This window comes from Marinobacter halotolerans (assembly GCF_008795985.1).
Taxonomy (GTDB): Bacteria; Pseudomonadota; Gammaproteobacteria; order Pseudomonadales; family Oleiphilaceae; genus Marinobacter; species Marinobacter halotolerans.
Window position 1 is genome coordinate 197,826 of the sequence record NZ_VMHP01000002.1, and the last position, 18,831, is coordinate 216,656.

The following is an 18,831-nucleotide window of genomic DNA, read 5'->3' on the forward strand; positions in this document are numbered from 1 at the left end:
GAACTATTGGCTTTGAGTGGAACGCTCGCCCGCGGACCCCAGACGCAACCAGGCTCTCAACTGGCGGTGCAGGTCACCGGCGATGTTTCCGGGGCTGTCGACGGACTGCCCGTTTCTGGCCCACAGTAACACTGAACTCGACTTGTATGTGGCGTCATCAGGATTGAGTTTCAAGATTATCAGGGCGGGATAAAGCCTGCTCTGTGGCCCGACGCTGGCAAGGAACTGCATGCCATTGCGCTGTTGCACCTGTAACCCTTGATCAGTGATGGTCAGGCGGGTGATGGAGCGTTCCAGGCAAAGGCGCCCGTTGAGGTTCCACTGGTACAGGGCCCCGGCCAGGGCAATTGGCAGCAGCATCAGGAACGAAACGCCATGGGTTCCGGCAAGGATCAGAATAAAGCCGCAAAGTACCATCCAGGGCAGGGCCGCCAGACAACCGACCCTCCCACTCGGACGAAGCGGAATATCAATCCGGCTGGACACGGCTGAGAATAATATCAACGATGCGCTGGAGGTCCGGGTCATCGGGCCGGTTTCGTTGCATGAACCATTCAAACATATCGTTGTCTTCGCAGGTGATCAGCTTGTGGTAGCAAGCCTGATCTTCAGCGGGAAGATCGCGGTAGGCCTGCTCCAGAAAGGGTATGAGCAGAACGTCCAGCTCAAGCATGCCTCTTCGGCTATGCCACCATAGGCGATTGAATTCGGCGTTATCAGACGCGTTATCAGACATTGTGCCTCTCGTTTAAGCGGTCGATGTTCGATGACTGAACTATCAGGGCCTGGGGCTCCGGTAGGTCGAGGGAGTCAGTATGGTGTCTTTTGCCTCATTGAGCAGGCCGGGGAAGTCCAGAGTGTAATGCAGGCCCCGGCTTTCACGGCGCTGCAGGGCCGAGCAGATGATCAGGTCGGCAACGGTCACCAGGTTCCTCAGCTCCAGCAGGTCATTGGAGACCCGGTAGTTGCTATAGAATTCCCCTATTTCCCGCTCCAGCAGGTCGATACGGTGTTTCGCCCGTTGCAGACGCTTGGTGGTCCGCACGATGCCCACATAATCCCACATGAAGTGTCTGAGTTCGTCCCAGTTGTGGGAGATTACCACGTCTTCGTCGGAATCCCGTACCTGGCTTTCATCCCAGTCCGGCGCCTGCGGTGGCGCCGGAATGTCGGATTCCCGGCGGGTAATGTCGGCGGCGGCCGCGCGGCCGTATACAAGACACTCCAGGAGGGAATTGCTGGCCATGCGGTTGGCGCCATGAAGGCCGGTGAAGGCGGCCTCACCCACCACGTACAACTGATTGATGTCAGTGCGGGCGCGTTCGTCGCTTACAACACCGCCGCAGGTATAGTGGGCAGCCGGTACCACCGGTATCGGTTCCCGGGACATGTCGATGCCGAAGGTCAGGCACTTTTCATAGACGGTAGGGAAGTGGTGTTTGATGAAGTCCCGGGATTGGTGGCTGATATCAAGGTACAGGTGGTCGGCACCCAGGCGTTTCATCTCGTGGTCAATGGCCCGGGCAACAATGTCCCGGGGAGCCAGCTCTGCCCGTTCATCGAACCGGTCCATAAAGCGTTCACCGCCGGGTAGCCGCAACACCCCGCCTTCACCCCTTACGGCCTCGGTTATGAGAAACGACTTGGCATGGGGGTGATACAGGCAGGTGGGGTGGAACTGGTTGAACTCCATATTCCCGACCCGGCAACCCGCGCGCCAGGCCATCGCAATGCCATCGCCGGAAGCACCATCGGGATTGGTGGTGTAGCGATAGGCCTTGCTGGCGCCGCCGGTGGCGATGATGGTAAAGCGGGCGCGGAAAAGCTCAACGTGGTTGTCTTCCAGATTAAGGATGTAGGCACCCACGCAGGCATTGCCGGGCAGAGCCAGCTTCCGGTTGGTGATCAGGTCCACCGCTACCCGGCGAGACATCAGGTGGATGTTTTCCCGTGCCATCGCCTGGGATGCCAGGGTCGTTGACACGGCGTGGCCGGTGGCGTCGGCGGCATGAATAATCCGACGGTGGCTGTGGCCACCCTCCCGCGTCAGGTGATACTGGGCTTGCTCGTCGCGGCTGAAATCCACGCCGCTGTCGATCAGCCAGTCAATGCTTTCCCGACCGTGCTCCACGGTAAATCTGACGGCGTCTTCATGGCACAAACCGCCGCCGGCGTTGAGCGTATCGGTGATGTGGTTTTCCAGCGAGTCGGTGTCGTCCAGCACCGCTGCAATGCCGCCCTGGGCCCAGAGGGTCGCGCCGCTGCTGATGTCGCTTTTGCTGATCACTGCTATCTGAAGGTGAGCCGGCAGATTCAGGGCGACCGTCAGCCCTGCTGCGCCGCTGCCAATTATCAGTACATCGAATTCGTGGGAGTGTGGCATCAGGTTGTTATCGCGGGCCATAATGTGGTTGTGTATTGAACTAAACTTTGCGCCTGCTGTCTATTTGGCCGAACGGGATGCCGCAGTTTAAACGGCATGAAACGGAATCGGACGCTGGGCAGGTGCATGAATACTCCAAGTCGCATTTACTCCGGCCAGTCGGCTGGAGCCCATCGGAGGCCGGGCGCTTCGTCCATGACAGCGGATTCTGAAAAGTACAAAGAGGACCAGAGCGACAGCCAGACGGACCTCCAGCTGGTGCGGAAGGTTCGTCATGGTGACCGGTCGGCGTTTGATCTGCTGGTGGTCAAGTACCAGTCCAGGGTTGCCTCCATCATCGGACGTTATGTGTACGACCAGCCGGAAGTGATGGATTTGACCCAGGAAACCTTCGTTAAGGCGTTCCGTGCTATTGACCGTTTCAGGGGCGACAGTGCCTTCTACACCTGGCTCTACCGGATCGCCGTTAACACGGCTAAGAACTTTCTGGAGTCCAGGGCGCGCCGGCCCCAAAGTGGCGCTGATGCGGCCGATGCAGAGAATTTTGAGGATGGCTTCCGGCTTCGGGATACGGCTTCTCCGGATCGGCTGTTGCATAGAGACCAGTTGGAGCGGGAGCTGGAAGCTGCTATCGCGGCTTTGCCGGAAGAGCTCAGATCAGCGTTCCTGCTGCGCGAATACGATGGACTGAGTTATGAAGATATTGCCGGGATTCTTGAGTGCCCGATCGGCACGGTGAGGTCCAGAATATTCAGGGCGCGGGAGTCGGTTGACCGGCACCTGGGCCCGTTACTGAGCGACACGCGGACTTAAAGAGGTTGCATCCCATGGATGATCGTCTGAAAGAAACCCTGTCAGCAATGATGGACGATGAGGCTGATGAGCTGTCGGTTCGTCGGTTGCTGTCCCATGATAACCAGGATGAAGTATGCACCCAGTTCCAGCGTTGGCAGCAGGTGCGTGATTTGATCCAGCACAGGCATCCGGCCGTTGACTCCATCGATGTGAGCGAGGGCGTACGGGATGTGCTTGAAGGTCAGGGCCGCGCGCCCGGTCCATTACCGAAACCCATGCAGATTCCATTGCGCCAGACCTGGAAGTGGCCGGCGGCTGCGATGGTGGCTCTCGCTCTTGCCGTGGGATTCAGCGCCGGTGCCGGATGGAACTCGGATCCTCTTCAAACAGAGCAGGCAGCTGCGGCCGCAGAGATTCCCGATCTTTCACTTCAGGGACTGGACGAGCAGCAACGTGAACAATTGAACCGCTACCTGCTTAAACATGCACAGCACAACAGTATCGGCGCCAGCCACGCGTCGGTTGGGTACGCGCGGGCGGTGAGTGCCTCGGGGACCGGTAACTGATGCGCTTTTCCCGATGTCTGCTTTTTACACTTCTTTCGTCTCTTGCATTGCCGGCGTTTGCGGCGGCGGAGGGCCCGAGAGATCCGGAATACTGGTTGCAACGGATGGGGCCGGCGCTGGCGAAAACCTCCTATCAGGGTGTGTTTGTTTACGTCCGGGGTGATCAGGTCAGCTCCATGCAGATAGCCCATCGTTTTCAGAACGGGCAGGTTGAGGAACGGCTGGTGATGCAGGATGGCAAGGCCGGCGAGATTGTCCGCAAGGGTATGAATGTGGTGTGTGTCCTGCCGGAGCAGGGCCGCCTGGAGCTGAATCACGTGATGCCTTCGGGGCCGTTTGCAGGCGCCTATACCCGTCAGCTTGCGCCGGTTGGCCGGTTTTACCGCCCCGAGGTTGCCGGGGATGACCGCATTGCCGGGCACGAAGTCGTAAAGCTCATGCTCAATGCCACCGACAGCCTTCGATACAGCCATCAACTCTGGCTTGAGAAGTCAACGGGCCTGCCCATCAAGGGCAAGGTATTGTCCGGCTCGGGCCAAGTACTGGAATACTTTCATTTTACCAGCCTGACACTGAGTGACAGTCTGCCGGATCAGGCGTTCAGGATTCAGTCAGAGGGCCTTGAAGTGAGCAGAACGCTGTTACCACAGGCGTCTTCAGAACCCGACGCCGGCGCAACAAACAATAACGGCTGGGCCCTGGGCTGGAAACCGCCGGGTTTTCAGCCGGTGGCTGCCACGGTCCCGGGCAGTGAAAATGCCGTGGCCTTCTCTGATGGACTGGCATCGTTCTCCGTGTTCGTGGAGCCGGCGACGGGGATTGAAATGCCATCTGGCTCCTCAAAAATTGGCGCTACCACGGTCTATATGCAGAAGCTGGAAAGTAAACCGCAGGAGTTTCTGGTGACCGTGATCGGGGAGGTGCCGCTGGAAACGGCGCTAAAGGTAGCCCAATCCGTAACCATTGAGGACTCAGGTGTTCTCGGGAGCGCTCAGCCGTGATCACGGAGACGGGAAAAGTGATTGCCCTCAAAGGACAGAAAGCATGGGTACAGACCATCCGGGCCAGCGCCTGTGAGTCTTGCTCGGTACGTAACGGCTGTGGCCAGCGCGTGCTTGCCAGTGCCTCCAGCGGCCGGGCAAATCAGGTGCTGGTTGATAACCATCTCGGTGCCAGGGTGGGCGATGAAGTCACTGTTGCGATCGCCGAATCGGCGCTGCTCTCGGCCTCGTTGCTGGTCTATGCCTTGCCGCTGCTGCTGATGGTCGTGGGCGCAGTGCTGGGACAACAGTGGTTTCCGGCTGAGGATACCGGGGCAATCGTCGGTGCCATTGGCGGGTTGGCCGGCGGGTTTGTTTTCGCCCGGTTTGGCCAGTCCCGCGTGGGCGCCCGCTTCGAGCCCGCACTGGTCAATATTGTGCCCGTCAGTCAGATGCCGCCAGGATGAAGCTTTGGTAAGGCTGTTGAAATTAAGTCCTCAGCCCACACAGTAAATTGAATACCGATGTTTAATGGGAGTTCGGAATGCAGACGATTAACCCTCTCCGCCAGTCTATGCTGGTGATGGTCTTTATATTCGCGGTGCTTGCTCCTGCCGTTTCGGCCAGCAGCCTGCCCGATTTCACTGATCTGGTTAAGGACAATTCAGCTGCCGTGGTGAATATCAGTACCACTACAGAGCGCAAAACCGCCGGTGGCGCGCAGGGCAGCCCGTTTGACCAGCGTCAGTTCGAACAGCTTCCGGAATTTTTCCAGGACTTTTTCCGCGGTCCCCAGTCGCCCTATGGTGGCGGTGGTCCCGGTCAGCAGGCCCCTCGTCAATCTATGGGGTCCGGTTTTATCGTGTCCCGTGATGGCTACGTGCTCACCAACAACCATGTTGTTGAAGGCGCGGATGAGATCATCGTACGGTTGAATGACCGCCGTGAACTGCCCGCCAAGCTTGTGGGCACCGACCCACGGTCAGATATGGCCGTTCTCAAGATTGAAGACTCGGAAGACCTGCCGGTTGTGCAGATCGGCAAGTCCGAAGATCTTGAAGTGGGCGAGTGGGTGCTGGCTATTGGCTCGCCCTTCGGCTTTGACTACACGGTAACCTCAGGCATCGTGAGCGCCCTGGGTCGGTCCCTGCCGTCCGAGAACTATGTGCCCTTCATACAGACGGACGTTGCCATCAATCCCGGTAACTCTGGCGGCCCCCTGTTCAACATGGACGGTGAAGTTGTCGGGATCAATTCCCAGATCTACACCCGCTCCGGTGGTTTCATGGGCGTGTCCTTTGCCATTCCCATCGATACTGCCATGAATGTGTTCCGCCAGATCCGTGATGAAGGTTCGGTATCCCGAGGCTGGCTTGGCGTACTGATCCAGGAAGTGAACCGGGATCTTGCACAGTCCTTTGGTCTGGACAAGCCGCGTGGCGCGCTTGTGGCCGAGGTCATGATGGATTCTCCGGCCCGGGCTGCAGGGCTGAAGCCGGGCGATATCGTGCTTGAGTATGAAGGTGAGCCGATCACGCTTTCCTCCGATCTGCCGCCAATGGTGGGTCGCACGCCCGTGGGCGAGACGGCGACTTTGAAAGTCATGCGCAATGGCGACATCATCACCGTGGAAGTGGAAATCGGCCAGTTGCCAGAAGAGGGTGAGGTGGCAGGCAAGTCCCAGTCACCGGACAACAACCAGCCGTCGTCCGCGCCACTTGGGCTGACGGTAGAGCCAGTACCTCAGGATATTGTCGATGCCTGGGGGCTGTCGTCCGGCGGTGTTGCAGTAACCCGTGTGGCGCCGGGCCCGGCCCGGGACGCCGGAATTCGCCCCAGCGACGTGATTACCGAGCTTAACCGCAAAAACGTCAGTTCGGTGGAAGACTTCCGGCAAGCCGTGGAGTCACTACCTGACGACAGCGCGGTATCAGTCCGGGTTGTTCGCCAGGGCAGGCCTTTGTATCTGGTCATGAAACCCTGACCGACAGGTTGCTCATTTAAGTGATGACCGAAGGCCCCCGGAGCTGTCGATGGAAACGACAGGCCCGGGGGCTTTTGTTATAATCCCCGCAAACAACAACGCTGTTCAGGGAACGGACTAGACGGTCATGATGAACAACAGGGAATTTCCGCTACGGACCCTTCTCAGGCCCCGCTATTCATGGGTAGCCTGGTTTTTGCTGGTCGCCTCGCTTGCCGTTACGTTTCTGTTGTGGGAGGTTTCCATCCGTCTGGTGGATGACCGTACACAGGCCCGTTTCAAAACCCAGTCTTTACAGCTTAAAACGGCCATTGATGAACGGCTTCTGAATTATGAGCAGGTGCTGGCGGGAAGCGCAGGTCTTTTTGCCGTTGCCGGCGAGGTTAGCCGGGATGAATGGCACGAATATATCGAAAAGGTGGATATCAACCGCTATTACCCCGGCATTCAGGGGATTGGTTATGCCCAACGGGTTGATGTGCGGCAGATGGCCGAGCACATTGCTTCCACCCGTCGTAACGGCATCTACAATTATCTGGTCAGGCCCCTGAGCAGCGGCCCGGATTACTATCCGATGGTCTATCTTGAGCCGGGAAGCGAGCGAAACCAGAAAGCCCTTGGCTATGACCCGTTCAGTGATCCGGTACACCAGGTGGCCATGGAAGCCGCCCGCGACAGCGCCAGGCCAAAGGTGACCGGCAAGGTGGTACTTGTTCAGGAGGAAGTGGCCGAGGATCAGGCCAGTTTTCTGATGTATTACCCGGTTTACCAGGGCGGAGTGGCACCGGACAGCCGGTTTGAGCGGCAGATGATGCTCTCGGGTTTTGTGTTCAGCGCGTTCCGTATGAACACCTTGCTGGACGGTATTGTCGGTCTGATTTCCCCCTTCCTTGACGTGAAGATCTATGACAACGGCGTTGTCTCCCGGGAGACGCTGATGTACGGCTCGAATCTTGGCTCCCTTGGCAATGACTTCAGCTTTGAAATGAGCCAGACCATTTCCCACGGCGGTCGGGACTGGTTGCTGCAAACCCGGTCGACGCCGGCCTTTGATTACCTTGCAGCGGATCCTCGGCCCCCGATTGTGCTCAGTGCTGGTCTGCTGATCAGTCTGCTGCTCTTCGGATTTGCGCTGACCCTGACCCGCAGCCGGATCATGGCGCAGAACAGTGCGGGCCGTTATCGGGCCATCACCGAAGGGGCAGCCAATGTCACCCTTGTGCTGAAGAAAAACGGCGAGCCCGAATACGCCAGCCCCTCCAGCCGAGACATTCTGGGCTTTGATCCGGATCAGGTTTCCAGCATGGATCTGAAATCCAAGGTCCATGAAGATGACTGGCCCAAGTTGAAGGCGCGATTTGAAAAAGCCAGGCGTATGCCCGGCAAACAGATGTCTTCTCTACAGGTCAGGGTGGTGGACGGGGAAGGGCAGTGGCGCCACCTGGAAGGCACCTTTACCTCCATGCTGAGAGTGCCCGGTGTGCGGGGTGTGGTGCTTAGCCTCCGGGATCTGACCCAGCTGAAGACAGCCCAGTCGGAACTGCATCAGCTTGCGTTTTACGACCCGCTGACCGGGCTGGCCAATCGCCAGCTGTTCCGTGACCGTCTGGATCATGTGGTCCAGCGCAGCAAGCGGAACCAGGAACCGGCAGCGTTGATGTTTCTGGATCTGGATGGCTTCAAGCGCATCAATGACACCCTGGGCCACGACGCCGGGGACGACCTGCTGAAACAGGTGGCCCAGTGGCTGCTCGGATGCGTGCGGGAAGATGACTCGGTCGCCCGGCTTGGTGGCGATGAATTTGTTGTCCTGCTTTCCAGAATCAGCAGCCCGGATGCCGCTGGCAAAGTGGCGGATACCATCCTGCGCCGGTTGTGCCAGCGGATTCGGCTGAACGACCACGAGGTCGGGGTCACCGTCAGTATCGGGATCACCATGATCCCCCACGACAGCGAAGATCCGATTACTTTGATGAAATACGCCGATCTGGCCATGTACCGGGCAAAGGACATCGGCCGCAACGCCTATCAGTTCTTCACGCCGGCGATGAATGCCCAGGCCGCCCGCCGTCTGCTGCAGCAGGAGGAATTGGCCAGAGCGCTGGACGAGGACCGGTTTGTGCTGCACTACCAGCCCAAGGTTGAACTGGACAGCCAGCGGGTTATCGGTGTGGAAGCCTTCCTTCGCTGGCATCATCCGGAAAAGGGTCTGGTGAACGCTCAGCAGTTTATTGGTCTGGCGGAAGAGACCGGCTTGATCATTCGCCTGGGCGAACTCGCCCTGCGCCAGGCCTGCATTCAGGTTCAGGCTCTGGAGAGGGCAGGTTTTGAATCTCTGAGGATGGCGGTCAACCTGTCGGTGCGGCAACTGATGGATTCCGGCTTCCTGGATATGGTTCGCCAGGTGATCGTGGAAACCGGCGTGTCGCCGGACCGGCTCGAGCTGGAAATGCCGGCACAACTGCTGAATGAGGATTCGCGGTACATCCATGACCTGCTAACGTCCCTGCATGATCTGGGCGTCTGTCTGATTCTGGACGATTTCGGTACCGGTGCCTGTTCCCTGGTGTCCCTGCAGCAATTGCCTCTGGACGTTATCAAGATTGATCATCGCTTTATCCGCGATATTCCCTACAATGTCAGCGCTACCGATGTGGCATCCGCCGTTATCGCGCTGGCGCGCAAGCTGCACCTGACCGTTGTGGCCGAAGGGGTAGAAACACCGCAGCAGCTCGAATTCCTTCAGGGCGCCGGTTGTGCCCAGTGCCAGGGCAACCTGTTCAGCTACCCGTTGGACGAGGATGCTCTGATTGGCTTCCTGATCCGGCAGTACGAAAGCCCGCTGATTTCCTGATCATGGCAATGCAGCCCTGTTACCGGTAAAATCACGCCGTTCCCGGGGGCAAGCTCCCCGGTGGTGGCCTTTCCGGCCCAATTCTTCGTTCTACTTGAGTAGCCTTTGTCTGTGACTGAACTGAGCCGAATCCGTAACTTTTCCATCATCGCCCACATTGACCATGGTAAATCCACGCTGGCGGACCGTTTTATCCAGCTCTGTGGCGGCCTGACAGATCGGGAAATGAACGAGCAGGTTCTTGATTCCATGGATCTTGAGCGTGAGCGTGGCATCACCATCAAGGCCCAGAGTGTCACGCTCAATTACACCGCCCGTGACGGTATCGAGTACAAACTGAATTTTATCGACACCCCCGGTCACGTCGACTTTTCCTATGAGGTTTCTCGGTCGCTTTATGCCTGCGAGGGCGCACTGCTGGTTGTGGATGCCGGGCAGGGTGTCGAGGCACAGTCTGTCGCCAACTGCTACACCGCCATTGAGCAGGGCCTGGAGGTGGTACCGGTTCTGAACAAGATGGACCTGCCCCAGGCAGAGCCGGACCGGGTGGCCCAGGAAATTGAAGACATAATCGGTATCGAAGCCACTGAAGCCGTGCGCTGCAGTGCGAAAAGCGGCATGGGCGTGGAAGACGTGCTGGAAGATCTCATCAGACGGATTCCGCCGCCGGCCGGCGAAGTGGACGCACCACTCCAGGCCCTGATTATTGACTCCTGGTTCGACAATTACCTGGGCGTGGTGTCGCTGGTGCGTGTCACCCAGGGCACGATCAAGAAAGGCGATAAGATTGTAATCAAGTCCACCCAGAAGGGCTGGACCGCGGACAAGGTGGGTATATTTACCCCTAAACCCACGGAGACCGGCGGCCTCCATGCTGGTGAGGTGGGCTTTGTCATCGCCGGTATCAAGGATATTCATGGTGCCCCCGTGGGCGACACTATCGTTCAGCAGAAAGACTGGGAAAACATCCCGCGCCTGCCCGGCTTCAAGAAGGTCAAACCGCAGGTTTACGCAGGCCTTTTCCCGGTCAGCTCTGACGACTACAACGATTTCCGGGATGCTCTGGAAAAACTGACCCTGAACGATGCATCGCTGTTCTTCGAACCGGAAAGTTCGGATGCCCTGGGTTTCGGCTTCCGCTGCGGTTTTCTTGGCATGCTCCATATGGAGATCATCCAGGAACGGCTGGAGCGCGAGTACGACATCGATCTGATCACGACCGCGCCAACAGTTATCTATGAAGTGGTCACGAAACAGGGTGAGACCGTGACCGTGGCCAACCCCTCAAGCCTGCCGGATATCGGTTCGATCGAGGAAATGCGTGAGCCGATCGTCGAGGCTAATATTCTGGTTCCCCAGGAACATCTGGGGAATGTGATCGCGCTCTGCGAAGAAAAGCGCGGTATCCAGAAAAATATGCACTTCCTGTCGACACAGGTTCAGGTGACCTATGAACTGCCCATGGCAGAAGTCGTCCTGGATTTCTTTGACCGGATCAAGTCGGCCAGCCGCGGTTTCGCATCACTGGATTACCACTTTGTGCGTTTCCAGGCGTCAAACCTGGTTCGTCTGGACGTATTGATTAACGGAGAGCGGGTGGATGCGCTGGCGCTGATTGTCCACAAGGAGCAGTCCCACTATCGCGGGCGAGCCCTGATCGACAAGATGAAAGAGCTGATTCCCCGGCAGATGTTTGATATCGCGATTCAGGCGGCCATTGGGAATCAGGTGGTTGCAAGGGTGACCGTCAAAGCACTGCGCAAGAACGTAACGGCGAAATGTTATGGCGGTGACGTCAGCCGGAAGAAGAAACTTCTGCAAAAGCAGAAGGAAGGCAAAAAACGCATGAAACAGCTGGGCAATGTAGAGGTGCCGCAGGAAGCATTCCTTGCCGTACTGAAAGTGGATAAATAAAAGGCATCTGAATGGATATCAATTTTCCCCTGGTCCTGGTTGTTTTGACCTTCACCACCGGTCTTATCTGGCTGCTGGATATCCTCCTGCTTCGTAAGCGGCGTCTGGCGGCTCAGCCGGAAGTGGGCCATGCGGAAGATCTGGAAGAGCCCAAAGAACCCTATCTGGTCGAACTGAGCCGGTCTTTTTTTCCTGTGCTGGCCATTGTGCTGGTGTTGAGGTCCTTTCTTGTCGAACCTTTCCAGATTCCGTCCGGCTCCATGCTGCCAACGCTTGAGGTAGGCGATTTCATTCTGGTGAACAAATTCGCCTATGGCGTTCGCCTGCCCGTTGCCGGCACCAAAATCCTGGAAGTAGACGACCCCGAGCGGGGTGACGTGATGGTGTTCCGTTATCCCAAAGACGGCAATACCAACTATATAAAGCGGGTGGTGGGCGTACCCGGCGACCGTATTCGCTACCAGGATCAACAGCTTTTTGTGAACGGCGAGCTGGTCGAAACCGATTTTGTGGCCCGTCTGCCCCCGGTTGAAATGTATCGTGAGTACCTGGGCGACACTGAGCACATGATTTTCCGCACCATGGGACGCACCGGTAGTAATGGCGAAGGCACATGGGTTGTGGGTGAGGAAGAATACTTTGTCATGGGCGATAACCGTGACAACAGCAATGACAGTCGCTACTGGGGCATGGTTCCGGATGAGATGGTGGTGGGCAAGGCATTTGCAATCTGGATGCACTGGCAATCGCTGACCAGTCTGCCATCCTTTGATCGTGTAGGTGGCATTGATTAATGGCGTTGAACTCCAGGGGTATACCGAATATGAAGCGAAACAGTCTTTCTTCCATGCACAGGCAATCAGGCGCATCCGCACTGGTTATTCTGATCATGGTCCTTTTCTTTGGCGGCCTGCTGACGCTGGCGTTGAAGCTAGGGCCCGCCTACCTGGACGATAAAACCATCAGCGAGGCGGTGGAAAGCATTCGTGACACCGAAGGTCTGTCCCAGATGGGACCCGCCCAGATCCGCAGCCTGATCAACAAACGGCTGATCGTTAACAACGTCCGCAGTCTGGAGGCTGAAGCCATCACCGTCGAGAAACAGGGCGATGTGGCCGTCATCAAGGTAGAATACGATTATCGCACCAACCTGTTCAGCAATGTCGATGCAATTGTTCATTTCAAGCACGAGTATGAGATGAGCGGCCAGTGAATTCCCAACCTGATCTCGAAGAATTGCAGCGTAGACTGGGTTACCGGTTTCAGGTGCCGGAACGACTGTTGCTGGCGTTGACCCATCGCAGCCACGGCAACCAGAACAACGAGCGCCTGGAATTTCTGGGTGATTCTATTGTGAACATGGTCATTGCCGAATATCTTTACCGGCATTTCGAGAAGGCCCGCGAGGGCCAGCTCAGCCGTCTGCGTGCCCGTATGGTCAAGGGTGTGACGCTGGCGGAAATCGGGCGTGAGTTCGAACTGGGCAAGTATCTCCGACTGGGCTCTGGAGAGCTGAAAAGCGGCGGATTCCGGCGGGAGTCGATTCTGGCGGATGCCGTGGAGTCGGTCATCGGAGCCATCTACCTGGACAGTGATTTTCATACCTGCCGGGAGCAGATTCTGCGCTGGTTTGAGCCACGACTGAAAAAACTGGACCTTCAGGATACCCAGAAGGACCCGAAGACCCGTTTGCAGGAATACCTTCAGTCACGGCAGTTCCCCTTGCCCCGGTACGATGTGATGTCTGTCGACGGTGAGGCCCATGCGCAGACGTTTCATGTGTCCTGCGCACTGCCGTCTCTTGATCGTAAAACCTCCGGTGTTGGCAGCAGCCGCCGCATTGCCGAACAGGAAGCCGCCCGCAACGCCCTAAAACAACTGGGTGTGGAGAACGACTGATGAATGATATTACCCGTCCGGAAAACCCGGACAGCCGATGCGGATTCGTGGCCATTGTTGGTCGCCCGAACGTGGGCAAGTCCACCTTGCTGAACCATATCCTGGGCCAGAAGCTGAGCATCACGTCCCGCAAACCACAGACCACGCGACACCAGGTGTTGGGGATCAAGACCGAAGGGCTTTCCCAGGCTATTTACGTGGACACCCCGGGTATGCACGAAGAAGAACCACGGGCACTGAACCGGTATATGAACAAGGCAGCCACCTCTGCGCTCAAGGGCGTGGATGTGGTGGTGTTTGTGGTTGATCAGATGTCCTGGACCACGTCCGACGAGATGGTGCTGGAAAAGCTCAGCAGCCTGACATGCCCGGTGATCCTGGCGGTTAACAAGGTCGACCGCATCGAACGCCGGGAGTCACTGTTGCCCCATCTGGAGATGTTGTCGAAGAAACGGGATTTTGCCGAAATTATCCCGTTATCCGCGTTGAAAGAGATGAATCTGGCCCCCCTTGAAGAAACTGTGGCCCGTTTTCTGCCCGTGAGCGTGCATTTCTATCCCGATGATCAGATTACCGACCGCAGCGAGCGCTTTATGGCCTCGGAAATGGTCCGCGAGAAGATCACCCGGCAGTTGGGCGCCGAGCTGCCTTATTCCGTCGCTGTCGAGATCGAGGAATTCCGGCAGGATGGGAAAACCCTGCACATATCCGCCCTCATTCTGGTAGAACGCGAGGGCCAGAAGAAAATCATTATCGGCGATAAGGGCGAGCGCCTGCGCCGAATCGGCCAGGAAGCCCGGGTTGATATGGAGCGGCTGTTTGACGGCAAGGTTATGCTGCGCCTCTGGGTCAAGGTGAAGCGGGGCTGGGCCGACAGTGACCGGGCGCTTAAAAGCCTCGGAATGAACGACTTCTGAGCCATTCATGAGCAGGCCAGTTCAGCAGGAGCCGGCGTACGTTCTTCATCGCAGGCCTTACCGCGAAACCAGCCTGATGGTTGACCTGTTTACGCTCAACGCGGGCCGAGTAACGGTGATTGCCCGCGGCGCCAATTCCGCCCGCAGCCCTCTCAAAGCCCAGCTCCAACCCTTCCAGCCACTGCTGCTGGACTGGACCGGGCGAAGTGATCTCAAGACCCTGACCCAGACGGATGTCCGTCCAGGCCCCTCGTTGACCAAAACGCTGGCGCTCTATAGCGGTCTGTATATCAATGAGCTTCTGCAGCGAACGCTGCCTCTGGCGGATCCCAATCCCCGGCTGTTTGCCGCCTACATCCAGCTTCTGGAAGATCTGTCACGGGTGTCGGACGTTGAACCGGTGCTGCGACGGTTTGAAAAGGCCTTTGCCGGCGAGCTGGGTTACAGCTTCGCCTGGGACCAGACCACCGATACCAATGAAGAAGTGGTAAACCACGGCCAGTATTACTACGATCCGCAGCAGGGCATTCTTGCATTGCCATCCGAGACCGCCCGCCTGCAAGGGCTCTCGGGCGAGGCGCTCAGGGCTCTGGCCGCGGGCGACCTTGAATCAGTGGAGTGCCGCCGGGTGGCCAAACGGGTGACCCGTGTGTTGGTGGACTTCCTGTTGCAGGGTCGTGAACTGAACAGTCGCCGGCTATTTTCCAGTCATCTTTCCAGCTCTCAAGGAGACCGCAATGACCTCTAGTGCCTCGAACAGCCCGACGAACGCCCGCGTTCTGCTTGGTGTTAACATCGACCATGTCGCCACCCTGCGCCAGGCTCGTGGCACCCGCTACCCGGACCCGGTCCAGGCGGCGTTGCTGGCAGAGGAAGCGGGAGCGGACGGCATCACCATCCATCCCCGGGAAGACCGGCGTCATATCCAGGATCGGGACGTGTTCCTGCTCAAGGAAACACTGAACACCAAAATGAACCTGGAAATGGCGGTAACCGATGCCATGCTCATGTTCGCGGAACAGATCCGTCCCGAGTGCGTGTGTCTGGTTCCGGAGAAACGGGAAGAACTGACCACCGAGGGCGGGTTGGATGTGGAAGGCCAGGAGGCCCGGGTGGCAGAGGCTTGCGACAGAATGGCCCGGATTGGCGCCGAAGTATCCCTGTTTATCGACCCGGACCGGGCCCAGATCGACGCGGCCGTGCGTTGCGGCGCGCCGGTGATCGAACTGCACACCGGAGAGTATGCTGAAGCGGACACCCCCGCAGCGGAGAATGAGGCGTTTGACCGAATTGCCAAAGCACTGGCCTACGCCCGTAAAAAAGGATTGATCGTAAATGCCGGTCACGGCCTGCATTATCACAACACCGAGCGGGTGGCTTCACTGGCGGGCATTAATGAATTGAATATCGGGCACGCGATCGTTGCCCGGGCGCTGTTCGTCGGTCTGAAAGAAGCTGTTCGGGACATGAAGGACATCATCCATCGCGCTAACCAGTAAACCGGCTCTGGCTGACCCGTCTATTCCGTGGTTGCGTCCTGATGCTGGTTTCTGAACAGGCGCTGCCAATCGGTCTGCTCACTCCAGATCAGCAGCCGCTCCATGGCGGCCAGCAGCTGTTCTTTCTGGTATTCCCTGTCAGCCGTTTCCTGCTTCAGAGCGGTTTCGAACTGGTTGGCTGCGGCCCGCAGCTCCGGAACACCGCAGTAACGTGCGGCGCCGTGCAGCTTGTGAACGCATTCAAGCAGGTCCGCTAACCGGTTGTCAGACCAGAGCGCCTCGACCCGCTCCGTATCCGTGTGCAATTGCTCCACCAGCATGCTGAACAGTTCTTCCGCCAGGTCGGCTTTGCCAGCAGCCAACTGAATGCTCTCTGTTACGCTGACGCAGTCTTTCTGCTTTTTGCGGGTGGACGGACGAATCGCGCGACGGGTCTCGGTCAGTTCCGGAACCTGAGAGGGGCGGCGCTGCGTGTCGGGCTGGCAGACATAGCCGGTGTATTCCCGGATGGTCTGTTCCAGTTGGGTGTTGCTGATGGGCTTTGGCAGATAGCCGTCAAAGCCCTGGCGAGTCAGTCGCTCCTGTTCATCGGCCAGGGCGTGGGCCGTCAGCGCAATTACCGGTGTGCGTTGGTGATTGCCGTCCATCTCCCGCAGGCGCTCGGTGGTTTCAACGCCATCCATGCCTGGCATCTGAAGATCCATGAACACCAGATCGAACGGGCCCTGCCGGGCCTTGCTCAGAGCCTCAAAGCCGCTGCTTGCGCCCTCGGCGTGCACCTTACAATCGTTCAGGAGCGTCATCACCAGCTTCAGGTTGGCCTCATTGTCGTCCACTGCAAGAATGCGCGGAGCTCTGGCAGAGCCACTGGGCTGGAGCGGCTGCTCCTGCCCGTATTCAGGCAGGGTTGGCTGATTCTGTGTAATGCCGTGAATCAGAAGCAGCAGCTCGTTGTAGAAAGAGTCCCGGCAGACAGGCTTGGTCAGGTGTCCGCTGGCCAGACCCGAAAGCGGAGTGTCATGGGTGTCCAGGGTCGGAGTCAGCAGCAGGGTGCGGCAGTCGCGTTCCAGTTCAAGGGTGCGTACCAGGCCGCAGTACTGGCTTGAATTGAGCAGATGGCGGGTTATTCCGATAATCGCAAGGGCATAGCCGGCCTGATCCCGCTGGGCTTCTTCAATCTGTTCCTGCAGCGCGCCAGGCGATGACACGCGGTCGACTGTCATGCCCCAGTCCCTCAGTATATGTTCCACCGCCAGTCCCGTGGTTTTCTGATGATCCATATAGATCACTCTTTCCCCACGCAACGCATCCCTGGGAGACACCGGCTCACCGGTAGAGGACAGCTCCGAAGTGAGCGTAAACCAGAAGGTCGAGCCTTTTCCAAGCTCACTTTCAAGGCCGATATTGCCGCCCATTTCTTCCACCAGGCGTTTGGAAATAGCCAGCCCCAGCCCGGTTCCTCCGTACTGTCGGGCGGTTGAGGCATCGGCCTGACTGAAGGCATTGAACAGGGATTGCTGCTGGGCCCGGGACAGCCCCACGCCGGAATCGGAAATGCTCAGACGCAGGGTGATGCGGTTGGATTCCTTGTCCTCCTCCTCAAGGCTCGCCCGCAGCACCACTTCGCCGGTTTGGGTAAATTTGATCGCATTGTTGACGAGGTTGGTGATGACCTGCTTTACCCGCAGAGGGTCGCCCATCATGTTGTCCGGTACATCGTTGTAGACCAGTGGCACCAGGTCCAGGTTTTTGCTGTGGGCCGCTGGCGCAAGCATCACCATGACTTCTTCCACGATATCCCGCAGTTGGAAGGGGATGCGGTCCAGAATCAGTTTGCCCGCCTCGATCTTGGAGAAGTCCAGGATGTCGTTGATGATGGTCAGCAGGATTTCCGAGGATTTGCGGATGGTGCTCAGGTGGTCCCGCTGCTGGCGTGGCAGCGGGCTTTTCAGCAACAGGTCGGTAAAGCCGATAATGCCGTTCAGCGGCGTGCGTATTTCATGGGACATATTGGCCAGGAACTCGGATTTGATGCGGCTGGCCTCCAAAGCTTCCTTGCGTGCAAAGTCCAGTTCGATGTTCTGGATTTCGATGGTTTCCAGTGTTTCCCGCAGGTCTTCGGTGGCCTGGTCAATGTTCTGCTGCATTTCGGCCTGAGCTTTGCTTAGTTCTCCGGCCATGGCGTTCAGGCCTGATTCAAGCTGCTCGAATTCCGGGCCGGCCCCGGTGTATACACGGGTGTCCAGCTTGCCTTCTTTGAGCTTGGCCACGGCTTCGTTCAGCTCGAACACCGGGTCGGTAAAGGCCCGACTTAACCGCAGGGCAATAGCCAGGCTTAACAGTACGCCGCCGAGCACCAGCAGAAGCGAAATCAGCAGGGCCTTGTAGGTTTCCTTTTCTGTCCGCACGTGGGACATCTCGACCATGACCCAGCCAATCGGCTGCTTGCCCCGCCCGCCCATGGCCTGGCGGGATTCCGGGTCGAGCATGCCTTCTATCATCAGGTCCTGAAGATGAACCGGGCTGACAAAGACTGTACTGTTTTCGCGGGTGATCTGCGTGGGTTCGGGACTTGCCAGGGCCTGTTCGCTGATATCGTCCGGACCACCGGGGCCGGTATGGAGCAGGCGCTTGCCTTCGCTGTCGAAAAAGGTAATGGAGCGAACATCCTGCTCTTCCAGCAAGGCATTGGAGAGACTGCTGAGCAGGCTGCGGTTAGCGGTAAACAAGCCGTATTCAGAGCCGGCCGAGAGTTGACGCGACAGGGATTCACCGCGGTCTTTCAGCAGGCTCTCGATGTTGTTCACCCAGCTGTAGGTAAAGAACAGACCCAGCATCAAAGTGGTCAGTAGCGTGGGGACGAGTGTCACCACCAGTACTTTTTTGCGAATGCCCCAGCGTCGCATAGCGTTTTCCTGATTTGCCCGGACTGAAGTCCGGCCAGCCGATCATCCCTGTCAGAATAGCTGATTTCCGTCGACGAGACGGTGTTGATGTTCGCGGTTATAGCCCCAAGTCATGGATATAGCTATATCCTGTA

Annotated in this window: 17 protein-coding genes; 13 read left to right on the forward strand and 4 right to left on the reverse strand. The window is 57.9% G+C overall.

Features of this window, described 5'->3' with window-relative positions; all coding sequences use genetic code 11:
• Positions 1-3: 3 nt before the first annotated feature.
• The 3 genes from FPL19_RS11235 to nadB are packed head-to-tail and all read right to left on the reverse strand — an operon-like array spanning position 4 to position 2,383.
• Positions 4-504, reverse strand: a complete 501-nt coding sequence (locus FPL19_RS11235; protein ID WP_191965270.1) for a hypothetical protein — start codon at positions 502-504, stop codon at positions 4-6.
• Positions 470-736 carry an FAD assembly factor SdhE gene (locus FPL19_RS11240; RefSeq protein ID WP_150912659.1) on the reverse strand — a complete coding sequence of 89 codons (267 nt, stop codon included), beginning with the start codon at positions 734-736 and terminating at the stop codon, positions 470-472. The genes FPL19_RS11235 and FPL19_RS11240 overlap by 35 nt, the downstream gene beginning before the upstream one ends.
• A gap of 42 nt (positions 737-778) precedes the next feature.
• Entirely contained in the window at positions 779-2,383 is a 1,605-nt protein-coding gene (gene nadB / locus FPL19_RS11245; RefSeq protein WP_191965305.1) for an L-aspartate oxidase, read from the reverse strand.
• A gap of 195 nt (positions 2,384-2,578) precedes the next feature.
• Between nadB and rpoE the strand changes: the two genes are divergently transcribed.
• The 13 genes from rpoE to pdxJ all read left to right on the forward strand — a co-directional run bounded on the left by rpoE (position 2,579) and on the right by pdxJ (position 15,791).
• Positions 2,579-3,196 carry an RNA polymerase sigma factor RpoE gene (rpoE, locus tag FPL19_RS11250; RefSeq protein WP_150912661.1) on the forward strand — a complete coding sequence of 206 codons (618 nt, stop codon included), beginning with the start codon at positions 2,579-2,581 and terminating at the stop codon, positions 3,194-3,196.
• A 14-nt stretch (positions 3,197-3,210) separates the two neighbouring features.
• A complete protein-coding gene (locus tag FPL19_RS11255) occupies positions 3,211-3,744 on the forward strand; it encodes a sigma-E factor negative regulatory protein (protein ID WP_150912662.1) in 534 nt (177 codons plus the stop codon).
• Positions 3,744-4,745: a MucB/RseB C-terminal domain-containing protein gene (locus FPL19_RS11260; RefSeq protein ID WP_150912663.1), complete on the forward strand. Its 1,002-nt coding sequence runs from the start codon at positions 3,744-3,746 to the stop codon at positions 4,743-4,745. The genes FPL19_RS11255 and FPL19_RS11260 overlap by 1 nt, the downstream gene beginning before the upstream one ends.
• Positions 4,742-5,191 (forward strand): SoxR reducing system RseC family protein, encoded by a 450-nt coding sequence (locus FPL19_RS11265; RefSeq protein WP_150912664.1) that lies wholly within the window; start codon positions 4,742-4,744, stop codon positions 5,189-5,191. The genes FPL19_RS11260 and FPL19_RS11265 overlap by 4 nt, the downstream gene beginning before the upstream one ends.
• 107 nt (positions 5,192-5,298) lie before the next feature.
• The gene (locus tag FPL19_RS11270; RefSeq protein ID WP_318527395.1) at positions 5,299-6,708 is read left to right on the forward strand and encodes a DegQ family serine endoprotease; all 1,410 of its coding nucleotides are present in this window, start codon (positions 5,299-5,301) and stop codon (positions 6,706-6,708) included.
• A 127-nt stretch (positions 6,709-6,835) separates the two neighbouring features.
• Positions 6,836-9,562: a bifunctional diguanylate cyclase/phosphodiesterase gene (locus FPL19_RS11275; RefSeq protein WP_150912666.1), complete on the forward strand. Its 2,727-nt coding sequence runs from the start codon at positions 6,836-6,838 to the stop codon at positions 9,560-9,562.
• A 111-nt stretch (positions 9,563-9,673) separates the two neighbouring features.
• Positions 9,674-11,476, forward strand: a complete 1,803-nt coding sequence (gene lepA, locus FPL19_RS11280; protein WP_150912667.1) for a translation elongation factor 4 — start codon at positions 9,674-9,676, stop codon at positions 11,474-11,476.
• Between the two features lie 11 nt (positions 11,477-11,487).
• Positions 11,488-12,270 (forward strand): signal peptidase I, encoded by a 783-nt coding sequence (gene lepB, locus FPL19_RS11285; protein ID WP_150912668.1) that lies wholly within the window; start codon positions 11,488-11,490, stop codon positions 12,268-12,270.
• Positions 12,271-12,299: 29 nt separating this feature from the next.
• On the forward strand, positions 12,300-12,689 hold the full coding sequence (locus FPL19_RS11290; protein ID WP_150912669.1) for a DUF4845 domain-containing protein: 390 nt from the start codon (positions 12,300-12,302) through the stop codon (positions 12,687-12,689).
• On the forward strand, positions 12,686-13,375 hold the full coding sequence (gene rnc, locus FPL19_RS11295; RefSeq protein ID WP_150912670.1) for a ribonuclease III: 690 nt from the start codon (positions 12,686-12,688) through the stop codon (positions 13,373-13,375). The genes FPL19_RS11290 and rnc overlap by 4 nt, the downstream gene beginning before the upstream one ends.
• A complete protein-coding gene (gene era / locus FPL19_RS11300) occupies positions 13,375-14,292 on the forward strand; it encodes a GTPase Era (protein WP_150912671.1) in 918 nt (305 codons plus the stop codon). Before rnc ends, era begins: the two co-directional genes overlap by 1 nt.
• 7 nt (positions 14,293-14,299) lie before the next feature.
• Positions 14,300-15,040 carry a DNA repair protein RecO gene (recO, locus tag FPL19_RS11305; protein ID WP_150912672.1) on the forward strand — a complete coding sequence of 247 codons (741 nt, stop codon included), beginning with the start codon at positions 14,300-14,302 and terminating at the stop codon, positions 15,038-15,040.
• Complete coding sequence (gene pdxJ / locus FPL19_RS11310) at positions 15,030-15,791, forward strand: pyridoxine 5'-phosphate synthase (protein ID WP_150912673.1); 762 nt, start codon at positions 15,030-15,032, stop codon at positions 15,789-15,791. Before recO ends, pdxJ begins: the two co-directional genes overlap by 11 nt.
• A gap of 20 nt (positions 15,792-15,811) precedes the next feature.
• Here pdxJ and FPL19_RS11315 read toward each other — a convergent pair whose 3' ends face one another.
• Positions 15,812-18,697 (reverse strand): ATP-binding protein, encoded by a 2,886-nt coding sequence (locus FPL19_RS11315; protein WP_150912674.1) that lies wholly within the window; start codon positions 18,695-18,697, stop codon positions 15,812-15,814.
• Positions 18,698-18,831: the final 134 nt, after the last annotated feature.

Coding starts and splice junctions, on each gene's coding strand:
- pdxJ (WP_150912673.1), top strand. CDS start 15,030: ATGACCTCTAGTGCCTCGAACAGCCCGACGAACGCCCGCGTTCTGCTT.
- FPL19_RS11255 (WP_150912662.1), top strand. CDS start 3,211: ATGGATGATCGTCTGAAAGAAACCCTGTCAGCAATGATGGACGATGAG.
- FPL19_RS11315 (WP_150912674.1), bottom strand. CDS start 18,697: ATGCGACGCTGGGGCATTCGCAAAAAAGTACTGGTGGTGACACTCGTC.
- era (WP_150912671.1), top strand. CDS start 13,375: ATGAATGATATTACCCGTCCGGAAAACCCGGACAGCCGATGCGGATTC.
- FPL19_RS11275 (WP_150912666.1), top strand. CDS start 6,836: ATGATGAACAACAGGGAATTTCCGCTACGGACCCTTCTCAGGCCCCGC.
- FPL19_RS11240 (WP_150912659.1), bottom strand. CDS start 736: ATGTCTGATAACGCGTCTGATAACGCCGAATTCAATCGCCTATGGTGG.
- lepB (WP_150912668.1), top strand. CDS start 11,488: ATGGATATCAATTTTCCCCTGGTCCTGGTTGTTTTGACCTTCACCACC.
- FPL19_RS11270 (WP_318527395.1), top strand. CDS start 5,299: ATGCTGGTGATGGTCTTTATATTCGCGGTGCTTGCTCCTGCCGTTTCG.
- FPL19_RS11290 (WP_150912669.1), top strand. CDS start 12,300: ATGAAGCGAAACAGTCTTTCTTCCATGCACAGGCAATCAGGCGCATCC.
- rpoE (WP_150912661.1), top strand. CDS start 2,579: ATGACAGCGGATTCTGAAAAGTACAAAGAGGACCAGAGCGACAGCCAG.
- recO (WP_150912672.1), top strand. CDS start 14,300: ATGAGCAGGCCAGTTCAGCAGGAGCCGGCGTACGTTCTTCATCGCAGG.
- nadB (WP_191965305.1), bottom strand. CDS start 2,383: ATGCCACACTCCCACGAATTCGATGTACTGATAATTGGCAGCGGCGCA.
- FPL19_RS11260 (WP_150912663.1), top strand. CDS start 3,744: ATGCGCTTTTCCCGATGTCTGCTTTTTACACTTCTTTCGTCTCTTGCA.